At 64.1% G+C, this 11,806-nt stretch carries 8 protein-coding genes; 3 read left to right on the top strand and 5 right to left on the bottom strand.

Annotated features, from left to right (window positions below; genetic code table 11):
* Positions 1 to 20 precede the first annotated feature (20 nt).
* Positions 21 to 1,496: a ParB/RepB/Spo0J family partition protein gene (locus tag CXQ96_RS02950; RefSeq protein WP_104116549.1), complete on the top strand. Its 1,476-nt coding sequence runs from the start codon at positions 21 to 23 to the stop codon at positions 1,494 to 1,496.
* A gap of 2,517 nt (positions 1,497 to 4,013) precedes the next feature.
* Here the strand turns inward: CXQ96_RS02950 and trxA are convergent.
* From trxA to CXQ96_RS02925, 5 genes are all read right to left on the bottom strand, one after another.
* Entirely contained in the window at positions 4,014 to 4,340 is a 327-nt protein-coding gene (gene trxA, locus CXQ96_RS02945) for a thioredoxin (protein WP_104116548.1), read from the bottom strand.
* A 29-nt stretch (positions 4,341 to 4,369) separates the two neighbouring features.
* Entirely contained in the window at positions 4,370 to 5,404 is a 1,035-nt protein-coding gene (gene trxB, locus CXQ96_RS02940) for a thioredoxin-disulfide reductase (protein ID WP_258058834.1), read from the bottom strand.
* 193 nt (positions 5,405 to 5,597) lie between these two features.
* Entirely contained in the window at positions 5,598 to 7,157 is a 1,560-nt protein-coding gene (locus CXQ96_RS02935; RefSeq protein ID WP_104116546.1) for an ABC transporter substrate-binding protein, read from the bottom strand.
* Positions 7,158 to 7,230: 73 nt separating this feature from the next.
* Positions 7,231 to 8,958, bottom strand: a complete 1,728-nt coding sequence (murJ, locus tag CXQ96_RS02930; protein WP_104116545.1) for a murein biosynthesis integral membrane protein MurJ — start codon at positions 8,956 to 8,958, stop codon at positions 7,231 to 7,233.
* Positions 8,959 to 9,016: 58 nt separating this feature from the next.
* Positions 9,017 to 9,496, bottom strand: a complete 480-nt coding sequence (locus CXQ96_RS02925; protein WP_258058786.1) for an NUDIX hydrolase — start codon at positions 9,494 to 9,496, stop codon at positions 9,017 to 9,019.
* A 181-nt stretch (positions 9,497 to 9,677) separates the two neighbouring features.
* Between CXQ96_RS02925 and CXQ96_RS02920 the strand changes: the two genes are divergently transcribed.
* Both CXQ96_RS02920 and CXQ96_RS02915 read left to right on the top strand, forming a co-directional pair.
* Positions 9,678 to 11,123: a CCA tRNA nucleotidyltransferase gene (locus CXQ96_RS02920; RefSeq protein ID WP_104116544.1), complete on the top strand. Its 1,446-nt coding sequence runs from the start codon at positions 9,678 to 9,680 to the stop codon at positions 11,121 to 11,123.
* Entirely contained in the window at positions 11,120 to 11,770 is a 651-nt protein-coding gene (locus CXQ96_RS02915; RefSeq protein ID WP_258058785.1) for a histidine phosphatase family protein, read from the top strand. The genes CXQ96_RS02920 and CXQ96_RS02915 overlap by 4 nt, the downstream gene beginning before the upstream one ends.
* Positions 11,771 to 11,806: the final 36 nt, after the last annotated feature.

The following is an 11,806-nucleotide window of genomic DNA, read 5'->3' as shown; positions in this document are numbered from 1 at the left end:
CACACTGTGGAAGGAAAGACATGGCAGAAAAGCGGCGCGGACTCGGTCGAGGGCTGGGAGCCCTGATTCCGAGTGCCCCTGCTGAGGACGTCCCCGAGACAGCGGAGGTCCTCTCCGCCGACGAGGATCAGCCGGAGTCTGTTGATGGAGGCCCTGACGACTCTCGCAGACCTGTCGGGCGCCCTGTCGATCTGTTCTTCGAGCGCGTCACGGAGGACGACGTGGCAGGGCAGCCTCGCTCCTACTCCACCGCGTTGCGGAATGGGATCAACAAGAATGTCACGGCGGCGCAATCCAAAAGGGCTGCGAGCCGGGGTACCCGAAAAGCTACTGGCGCAGACGGCGCAGAGATGCCGCCGACTCCGCGGAGTACCAACAACGCGGTAGCAGGTAGGAGCGCCTCGGGCACTGCCGCGTTCGCGCCCGCAGTGGATTCTCCTGGTCTGGCGGGTGATGACGTGCGTGTAGCGGGGCCTAACACCGCCGTTGCTCACCCCGATGCGAGCGATACCGACGGAGATACGAGTGCCGCCGCCCATGGTGGTACTTCGAAGGGTGATCCCTCGGGAAGCACCGTCGAAAGTGACCAGGACAATGCCGTTTCACGTGAAACAACAGCAGCAGAGCCGCGCCCGCCGCTTGATAGCTTGCCACGAGGCGACCAGGCCGCGCTCGTTGATGTACCCGGTGCGACCTTCGCTAACCTGCGCTTGGACAGCATTCATCCGAATCGGAAGCAGCCTCGTGTCGAGTTCAATGAGGATGAGCTAGCCGAGCTCGTCCATTCGATCCGGGAGATCGGCGTCCTGCAGCCGATTGTCGTACGTCCGTCCCAGGAATCCGGTGAGGCTAAGTACGAGCTCGTAATGGGTGAGCGGCGGTGGCGCGCTTCTCGTGAGGCGGGCATGGAGACCGTGCCGGCCATCATACGGTCCACCCTCGACGATGATCTGCTGCGCGACGCCCTCCTTGAGAACTTGCACAGGAGCGCGCTCAACCCGTTGGAAGAAGCTGCCGCATATCAGCAGCTCCTCGAGGACTTCGGTTGCTCCCATGACGAGTTGGCGGGACGCCTTGGTCGTTCACGTCCCCAGATCTCAAACACCCTCCGTTTGATGAAGCTGCCCCCGCTCGTACAACGCCGTGTGGCAGCGGGCGTTCTGTCGGCGGGCCACGCGCGCGCACTGCTCGGCCTCAGTGAGCCCGCAGAGATGGAAAAGCTGGCTCAAAGGATTGTCTCGGAGGGCCTGTCCGTTCGATCGACGGAAGAGATTGTAGCCCTGAGCGGTGGGCTCCGAAGGGCCAGCAAGCCCACGGCTCCTCGCGACGGTGCTCGTCACGAGCGTCTCGACTACCTGGCTACTTCCTTGTCGGACCGATTGGACACCAATGTGAAGATCACCTTGGGAGCTAAGAAGGGACGAGTGAGCATCGAGTTCGCGAGCGTGGACGATTTGAACCGGATCGTCGGAGTTCTGTCGCCCACTTCGGAGTAGCGGCTCGTGATGCCTCAGCGGGGCGAGGATGTTTCACGTGAAACGCTAGGCGATGTTCGGCGTTAGTGGCTCGCCTAGCTGCCGGGTCGGTCTAGCTTTCGTCGTTCGGCAGACGCCTCTTACTGGATAGTGATGCCCGGGTGATTGCAACTCAAGTCCGAAGTCTGGTGAGCCGACCTGCCGAGCGAACCGATGCTGTCGCCTCGAACAGGAAGACTTCTGGAAACCAAGGCTCCGGATACTATCGGTCGCGAGCGTGTGCGTGCTGAGCTTTACTTTCCCCACCGTCCGCTCGGTTGCTATGACGGTTGCATCATTGACGCCCTCGTGCTGAATGTTCAGTCGGAGCGCTCCTCGTCAACTTGCTATGGATGGTAGGAGCAGTGAGCTGCTCCAGATGGAGGGCAGGTTCCACGTGAAACTGTACTCGCACGATTGAGCCAGCAGGTGCCGCTTTCTGGGTCATCGGGTCCGCTGGCAAGCCACCTGCTCTGTCTGACGAATGGCGCTACAAAGATCTTTGTCCCTGCGGTAGCGATTTGATGAGTAGGCACTGATCCCACGAACGACGCCTGTATCTCACCGTTGACTATCGAGGTCCAGGGGACTCATATTTATGCTCTGACGCGTCTGCGTTCGTCACGTTGTTCCATCACTTGGGGCCTTTCGGTGCGCTGCGTAGAAGTACGAGATTGTTCTTGCCGAGGTTCCGCGCCGGTTGCTGGCTTCGCTTCGTCAGGCACCTGGGGTAACGAAGTCCGTAGAAGTCAGCAGCCCTAATCCGAGGTGGCGAAGGGTCGGTGTCTGCGCGGGCTGTCTGTGCGGTTGAACCGGGATGGTGGCGCAGCCTTCCTCCTTGGGATGACCGCTGTATCCACCAGGCGGAGGGTATGTGCTGCCATTCTCGACTTTCACCGCAACCCAAGCGAATGAGAGCTTCTCCTGCCAACGCAACTCATTAGTCCGAGTCCGAGTCCGGGACCGCGATCGAGTCCGAGTCCGAGCCCGGGACCGCGTCCGAGTCCTAGTCTGAGCCCGGGACCGCGCCCGAGCCAAGGGGCAGCGGTAGCCTTATTGGAGACGGTGGTCGGCCGGGCGAATCCTTGAAGCGCTACCGATGCGCAGAGCGAACAGAAGTGTTTCACGTGGAACATGAAGGCTTGTATCGAGCCTCGCCCACGCGCTCGTCGCAGTGGAATGGTGTGGAACCACTAGTGAGGTCCGGCCATTACTTGAAAGCAGCTGAACAGAGCGGTTTGTCTCCTCCGGCTGCTTCTTGATCCAGATGCTGCTTCGATCCCCTTCGATCGACGTGGTGCACCTTTCGGAGGCACTCCGGCCAGGAGGTGGGAAGGCAAGGAGCGCGGTGTACGTCCGCACGGATGGCGGCAGAAATGCGCTATAGCTTTGGACCGGCGTTACTACTAGCTGCATTTGGTGCAGTGAGATGGCGATCGGCGAGAATGAAATCTCGCTGAAGGGCCCGAGTTGTCGAAGCACCGATTCGAGCGCAGGCCTGCCGCAACCCTCCGTGACTGGTCCCGGTACTCGTTCTCGCGTTCGCCGGTTCGTTTCACGTGAAACACGGCTCCCTGGAAGAAGGCGTGTCCTGCAATAGCAGTGCCACTGCGATCACAGCATCTCCGCGGGTCATCGTGGCTCTCGCGGCAGCCGTGATGATCCCTGTGCTTTTGAAGGCGCTGCGGCTGGCATCGCGCCGATAGCCGGATATCCCCATTGCCACGAATCGTCGGACCTTTTTCTATCCGTTCCGGTCGCATCGTCCCGGGCGGCCACGCGGAATCTGGAGTAGCAGCCCGAAGCTGAGGAGATCGAGGAGAGCGCTCCTATATCAGATGCTTTCAGATTTGGCGCTGATTGCCCTTGGCCTCCTCCAGCCTTGGGACGTGGCTCGACTATCGTCCTCTCACCTTCGCTCTGCGTTGACTTGAGGAGCAGCGGATTCTAGGGGTTGGACGCGGCGGTCAGGAAAGACTGCAGAACAGCCAGATGCGGGAGTGCCCCGACAACTCCGGCGAGAAGCGGCTGTGCGCGGATGCATGAAGGGCCGTTTAGTTGAGGGAGCGGTTCCAGGGGGGAACGAGACTCTGTGATGCACGGCTATGGGAGCCGAAGTGAGAGGCGGCGGCCGAAAGAGAGGGCGTAAGTTCGAGCCGATCCGCGCCGTTGCACTGGCTACTCGGAGCGACGCAGAAGAACCGGTGCTGCACTCGCCCACGCCGTTTCACGTGAAACGACCCATCCGCAGGGCCTGCCATGGGCGGCACATCCCTAGTCGGAGAACTAGAACGAAAAAGACATCATTACTTGCAGGAGAATTTTCCTAATGTCCTGCATATTCGCAGGAAATGAAGGCTGTCCTGACTGATGGTCTCGCCAGCGTCCTCCCAACGCGCTAGTTGACGAGCGAGTCGTGCTTGCTGCTGGGTCTCCAATGGATTCTCTGAGACATGAAAAAGGGGCCCATCAATATCGACGGGCCCCTCCTCATCGAGTTCAGTTGATGAAAGCTGCGAACTCCTGCTCGAGAACGTGCTTGGGCTTCGCCCCGATCGACGTGGCCGCCACCTCTCCACCGTGGAACACGTAGACCGCCGGGATCGACGTGATGCCGTACTTGGCGGCAATAGCGGGATTGTCGTCGACATTCACCTTCACGACATCGACCTTCTCCGAGTGTTCCGTGGCGATGTCGTCGAGGATCGGGGAAAGCATGCGACAAGGGCCGCACCACTCAGCCCAGAAGTCGACGATGACGGGCTTGCTCGCCTTGAGGACGTCCGCGTCGAAGGACGCGTCAGTCACATCCTTTGCGTTGCTCATTCGAGTTCTCCTTGTAGTTGATGAATCAATCAGAGGGAAGCAGTTTCGGAGACGGCTTCAGCCGGCGGGGTGGGAACCCGGGCAGCTGTCTGTGCTGCGCTTACCGTGTCAGCCAGATAGTGCTCGACGTCCAGAGCTGCTACGCACCCGCTACCTGAGGCGGTGATCGCCTGGCGATAGGTCGGATCGATGACATCCCCGGCCGCGAAGACGCCGGGCAGCGAAGTCTTGGACGTGCGACCCAGCACCGCGATGGTGCCTTCGCTCGTGAGCTCCAGCTGATCCTTCACGAGATCGACCCTCGGGTCGTTGCCGATAGCGACGAATATGCCTGTAACGTCGAGATCGCTGGTCGTTCCATCGACGGTGCTCGCCACCTTCACGCCGGTCACCTTGTCCGTGCCGTGGATGCCCACGACCTCGGAATTCCAGAGGAACCGGATCTTGTCATGGGCGAAGGCGCGATCCTGCATGATCTTAGAGGCACGCAAGCTGTCGCGACGGTGGATCACTGTGACCGAGCGGGCAAACTTCGTCAGGAAAAGCGCTTCTTCCATGGCTGAGTCCCCACCGCCCACGACGGCGATGTCCTGGTCGCGGAAGAAGAAACCGTCACAGGTTGCACACCAGCTGACCCCGCGACCCGACAGCCGCTTCTCGTCGTCGAGGCCGATCTCGCGGTACTCCGAGCCGGTCGAGATGATGACCGCGCGAGCCAGGAACTCCTCGCCCGTCGCAATGGTGAGTCTCTTGACCTCACCGGACAGCTCGGCGGACACCACGTCCTCGAAGAGGATCTCGGTTCCGAAGCGACGCGCCTGCTTCTCGAACTGCTCCATGAGCTCCGGTCCCATGACGCCTTCGGGGAATCCGGGGAAGTTCTCGACATCGGTGGTATTCATGAGTTCGCCGCCGGCCTTCACCGAACTGGCGAGCATGACGGGCTTCAGGTTCGCGCGGGCGGTGTACACCGCAGCGGTGTAGCCCGACGGCCCGGAGCCCACGATGATGACGTCGTGGATCTTCTGCTCATTACCTGAGCCGTTGACTGTAGGCGTGTCCAGCTGGACACCGGTTTGCGTTGTCACGTTCTCGAAAGACCTTTCTGTCTTCTCATGCGCTGATACGGCCGAGCTGGACATATCCGCGGACACTTCCGTCAACGGGCGCACGAGGGATGTTATTCCGTCGACCCGGTGTGTCCGTCACCCAAGCGATCCCGCGGCCCCGCTGAGCGGGGTCGCTACCTCACGGGATCTATTCGATGCGAATCTCCGCGATCCGGAGGCCGAACGGATACTGGGCCTGGATATTGGAGAGCCGGGGCAGTCTGGTGATGTTGACGATGACGTAGCGACCACTCGCAGGACCGTCGGCGCCGGCCGGGATAGGCAGGGTGACCGTGGGTGCGGTGAAGCTTCCCTGCGCGATCTGGACAGCGCCGTCGAGGGTTGGCTGATCGTTCACCAGGACGGAGAAGCCGCCCCCTGCTCCGTTGAGCTGATCGATCGTGACGCGAGACACAGCGGATTGCTGCTCGAGCTCGACGACGAGGGCAAGGTTCGTGGCCAGCCCGCCGAACGTGTCGCTGGCGTAGACCTGGTTGCCCCAGAACGTGGCGGGATTCCCGTCGATGATGAGCGGCAGATTGACGTCGTTCGCTGCGTCGAGGGCCTGATTGTCAGGAACGAGCCGGGTGATCCCGGTGACGACGGGTGGTACTGCTTCGGGTGTCGGTTCTGCCGAGGGAGTGGGCGGCGCCACCGATTGCTCCGGCGCCGGCTCGTTCGTGGCCTGCTCGGTCCCGCCGCCCGCGAGGTCGGTTCCCCCGGAGATCTTTCCCAGTTGTGTCGCCGCGAGGACGACAGCCACCACGAGCACGATGGTGAGGACGACGCCGACCAGCACGCGGCTGAACTTGCGCCCCCCGGTGTCGGTGTCGTCGTAGTCATCCCCGTAGCCGTCGTCGTCATTCCGGTTATGGCCATCAGGGTGCTGTGTGCCATCGGACGCACTCTGGTGTCCTGACAGCGGAAAGCGAGACGCCGCCCGTTCGGGCTGCTGCGACGCCATAGCGGATGCCGCGCCGGCTGCCCCGGCACCTGCGGCTCCTGCTGCCGCTGCCGCGCGCAGGGGACGCGCGTCATCCTGTTCGGACCCGCCGTCGCGCCCGGACGGTTGCCCGGCCGGAGGACCGCTCGGCTTCCTGCTGGGCGGCGGTGGTACGAGGTGAGGTGTGCGGCGGGGCTCGGCCACCGGCGAGGCCACGACGGGTGGGAGATCGGATGTTTCGTCCTGGCGTTCCTGGTCGGACCTCTGGCGCCCGAATCGCCGCGTCAGACCGGAGAGGCGTGACTTCCGGTGGGGCTGCTCGTCGTCGTACTCGTCGTACTGGTCGTCGTCGTCCTCATAGGTTTCGGGTTCCATGGACCGGGGGCGGCCGAAGATCTCCGAACCGAGGGTGTCGGTGAAGAAGGGCTCGACATATGGCGGCTCCTGAGCGGGCGCGTCCTGCTGCACGATCAGGTCGAGCATGTCGGCGGCCGGTGCCCGATTGGTGACCAGGTAGGTGCCCGCTTCGGTGATCCCGAGGTCGAGGACCTGGATGTTCCCGCTGCGGTCGCCGGTCGCCAGCTCGCGGGCACTCGTTGCTACCTGGGAAGCATTCCCTGCCGATGCGACGAGGATGCTCACCGAGCGGTTGAGAACCTGGTCGACGCCCTCGAGCACGAGATCCTTCTCAGCAGATGCCAGCACATAGGCGGTCACCTTGTAGCGGCCCCCCAGCACTGAACCGACGTCTACTGCTTCTGGCACGTGTTCCTCCCGGCAAACCTGGCTGATTTCTCACCATGCTACCGGTCGGTCACGCCTTTCCCGGGCTGGGGCGTCAGGCGCCGCTCCGGCGGAATCGCGCCATGAGCGGCTCCAGGAACTCGGTCAGTTCGGTGATGCGGAGCAGTTTGAGCATGCCCAGGTACACGGCGGACATCAGAACTCCGCCGATCGCGAGGACGAGGAGGGCATTGAGTTTCGATTGCCAGAGGTACCCGCCGGGGTCATATCCGCCGAATGCCCAGGACAGGGCCGTTCCCGCGAGTGCCGAGACCATGCCCGCGATGATGAGCCGCACGTGGACGTCGAAGACGTGCCCGGCGCCATAGGATCCGATGGCGCGCTTGAGGAAGACGTGGCTGATGACGACGGCGATCACGTTGCCCAGCGTGTAGGCGACTGCGAGCATCGGCACAATGAGCCGAGGATCGAACATGGCGGCGAGGAGCGCGAATGCGACCCCGACGACGGACAGGATCAGCTGGATCTTGAGGGGAGTCCTGACGTCCTCGCTGGCGTAGAAGACGCGATTGAGGAAGAAGTTCGCACTGAGGAACGGCGCTCCTACGGCGAGGATCGCGATGATGACGCCGTTGATGGCAGCGACCTCGGCGGATTCGCTGAAGAGCATCCCCAGGGGTCCGGCGAAGGTGAGCAGTGCGGCAGCACCGAAGACGGTGGCAACACCGATGATGCGCAACCCTTGGGACAGTGTTGCCCGGACGGCGGCCAGGTTGTTGTCCGCGTGTGCGGACGCCAGCTGGTTGAACATGACCGTCGCCAGGGACAGCGCGATGACCGCGTGCGGGAGCTGATACACCATCGACCCGAATTCGAGGTTCGTCGAGCCCGCGATCTGCACCGGTGGATCCTGTGCGAGAAGGCGTGGCCGGGCATCGGCGGCGATCGTCGCCACACGCAGGTTCACGAGGTAGAGTCCGTTGCCGATCAGCATGGTCACGATCGTGACGGAGGCGAGCTTCCCGGTCCGACCGAGCCCGGTGCCACGGACCCCGAATTTCGGCTTCAGGCCCAGGTTCAGACGCTTCAACGGGACGAACAGCACGACCGCCTGGATGATAATGCCGAGCGTGGTTCCGCCGGCGAGCAGCACCGTCTGCTCCGTCGTCCACGTCTCCGGGCTGTGCCGCTCCACCTGCTCGGTCCCCATGAGCATGATGAAGACCACCAGGAATGCGATGGACACCAGGTTGTTGACGACGGGCGCCCACATGTACGGCCCGAAGGAACCGTTGGCGTTGAGGATCTGCCCTGTCACCGCGTACATGCCGTAGAAGAAGATCTGCGGTAGGCACCAGAAGGCGAAGGCGGTGGTGAGCGCGAGATTGGCTCCCGTGAAACTCGTGGTGAGCCCGACGATGACGGGAGCGGCGAGAGTCACGAGCACCGTGAGGACGAGGAGGGCGGCGGCGGCGAGCGTGAGCAGTCTGCTGACGTAGTCCGCGCCCCGGTCGGGCTGCCTGCTCGCTCGGATGATCTGCGGTACCAGGACAGCATTGAACACGCCGCCGGCCAGCATGAGGTAGATGAAGTTGGGGAGGTTGTTCGCGGAGGTGAAGAGGTCCGAGACCTGCCCCGAGGCTCCGATCGCGGTGGCGAGCAGTCCCACGCGAACCAGGCCGAGGATCCGCGAGACCAGCGTCCCGGCGGCCATGATGGCGCTCGAGCGTGCGGTGGAACCGCTGCTCGGGGTAGGGCGGGTCTCCCGTAGGGGCTGCCCGGCATCCTGCAGTGGTATCGAGGCTGTGTTCGTTTCAGACATCGCTCCCCATCGTCTCACCCACGGAACGACGACGACGTCCGCGCCCTCGGGGAGTGGCTCAGAGGTGCTCGGGCAGGACCTCTCGCGCAAGGTCGGCGATGCGGCGTTCGTTGGGGAAGGACAGGCGGCGGCCCAGTTCCTGGAGAGGGACCCAGGCGACGTCGACGGCTTCGTGGTCCGGATCATTCTCGATGGTGAGGTAGCCGCCGGTGGCGATCAGCAGGAAGTGGTGCACCGTCTTGTGGACGCGGTGACCGCTGACGGTGAACCAGTAATCGATGCTGCCGAGGGCGGAGACTATCCGCCCCTCGATCCCGGTTTCCTCCGCGATCTCACGGATGGCTGCCTCTTCGCTGTTCTCGACGCCCTCCGGGTGGCCCTTGGGCAGGCACCATTCCAGGCGACCGCCTCGGTTCAAACGAGCGATGATGGCGACGTCCAGTGAGTCCTTCGTGGTGTCCACGACGATCCCACCCGCCGAGACCTCCTCCACCGTGGGCAGCTGGTGCTGCGCGGCAGGCATACCCGTGGTTCCCATTGACACTGTCAACGGGGTGCGCTTTGGAGCACTTGGAACGGGTCGGTCCATGAAGACCACTCTAACGATCTTTAAGGAGCGGCGATGACGGCGCGACGCGCTGCACGCCCGCCTGGGTACCAGCCGCGGGGGGCGGCACCGGTGTGGGAAACACGGGCTGATCTGGCACCCTTAAGGGACTATGGCGCACCTGCTGGACACTTCGACCCTTACCGCACCCCTCCCTCCCGTAGTCCTCGAGGTCGGTGAGCTCTTCGATGCGGCGGGCCATGAGCTCTCCCTCGTCGGCGGGCCGGTGAGGGACCTGTTCCTCGGCAGGGTCTCGCCGGACCTCGATTTCACGACGAGCGCCGACCCCGACCAGACCCTCGCCGTCATCAGGCGCTGGGCCGACGCCTACTGGGAGATCGGCCGGGCCTTCGGCACCATCGGGCTGCGCAAGGACGGGTTCCAGATCGAGATCACGACCTACCGCGCCGAAGCCTACGACCCGGAGTCCAGGAACCCGAAGGTCGCCTTCGGGACGAGCCTCGAGGACGATCTCCTCCGCCGTGATTTCACGATCAACGCCATGGCGCTGCGGTTGCCGTCGCTCGAACTCGTCGATCTGTTCGGCGGTGTCAGGGACCTCCACGCCGGGATGCTGCGCACCCCGGGAACTCCGTCGTCGTCCTTCTCCGACGACCCGCTGCGGATGATGCGCGCGGCGCGTTTCGTCTCCCAGCTGGGGGTCGCCGTCGCGCCCGACGTATCGGAGGCGATGACGGCGATGGCCGAGCGCATCTGCATCATCTCCGCGGAACGCGTCCGGGACGAACTCGTGAAGCTCATCCAGGGTCGGTCGCCCGACGCCGGGATCGACGTTCTGGTGGATACCGGACTCGCCGATCACGTGCTGCCGGAGGTCGCGGCGCTGCGCCTCGAGACGGACGAGCACCACCGCCACAAGGACGTCTACCAGCATTCGCTGACCGTCCTGCGCCAAGCGTGTGAGCTCGAGACGGACGACGACGGCCCGGTACCTTCCCCCGACGTCGTCCTCCGTTTCGCCGCGCTGCTGCACGACATCGGCAAGCCCGCGACGCGGAAGTTCGAACCCGGCGGTGCGGTGAGTTTCCGTCACCACGATGCCGTCGGCGCCAAGCTGGCAGCCAAACGGCTGCGGGCCCTGCGCTTCGACAACGACACCATCAAGGCCGTGGCTCGCCTCGTGGAACTGCACATGCGTTTCTACGGCTACGGAGAGGCAGGCTGGAGCGACTCCGCCGTGCGGCGCTACGTGAACGACGCGGGCCCCCTGCTCGAGCGCCTACACCGCCTCACGCGCTCGGATGTCACGACGCGCAATCGACGCAAGGCCGAGCGCCTCGCCTTCGCCTACGACGATCTCGAGGCCAGGATCGCCGATCTCGCCGAGCAGGAGGAGCTGGCTCAGATCCGGCCGGACCTGGACGGGGAACAGATCATGGCACTCCTCGGCATCCGCCCCGGCCCGGTGGTGGGGCGCGCCTACCGCTACCTCCTCGAGGAACGCATGGAGCACGGACCCCATGACCCCGCCGACGCCGAGACCAAGCTCCGCCAGTGGTGGACCGAACAGCCCGAATCACAGGAGAGCACACCATGAAGCCCATGACAGGCGCAGCAGCGCCGGATCTCACTCCGGCCGGGACGCCGCTGCCCAGGCTGTGGCTGCTGCGGCACGGCGAGACGGAGTGGTCGAGGGACGGGCGATACACCGGACTGACGGATCTTCCGCTGACCCAGCACGGCGAGGAGCAGGCGCTGGCGGCCCGCGAGCACCTCCAGGACGTCGAGTTCGATCTCGTGGTCACCTCGCCCCTGCAGCGCGCGGTCCGTACGGCCGAACTGGCAGGGTTTCCCAACGCGGAGGTACTCCCGTTCGCCCACGAGTGGGACTACGGGGACAATGAGGGCAGGAACAGTGAGACAGTCCGCGAGGAGAACCCGGGCTACCTCATCTGGAACGACGGCGCCCCGAACGGTGAGACCCTCGACCAGGTGTCCGAGCGGGCGGACCGTGTCATCGCGCGGGTGCAGGCCGGGTGCGGGACGCCTGCCGACAGGCATCCCGAGGCGCAGCCCGTGCAGAACGCCCTGCTCGTCGCCCACGGTCATTTCCTTCGGATCGTCGCGGCTCGCTGGCTGCAGTTCGGCGGGATCGAAGGGAGGCGGTTCGTCCTCGGCACAGCCGCGGTCTGCGCCCTCGGGTGGGACAAGCGCACCCCCGCGATCGTGCACTGGAATTTGTAGCCGGCTCCGAACCGGTTGCACGGGATTGCGCGCAAA

Origin of the sequence: Arthrobacter sp. B1805, assembly GCF_002929745.1 — a bacterium.
GTDB lineage: Bacteria > Actinomycetota > Actinomycetes > Actinomycetales > Micrococcaceae > Arthrobacter_D.
This window is presented reverse-complemented; position numbering and strand designations above follow the sequence as displayed.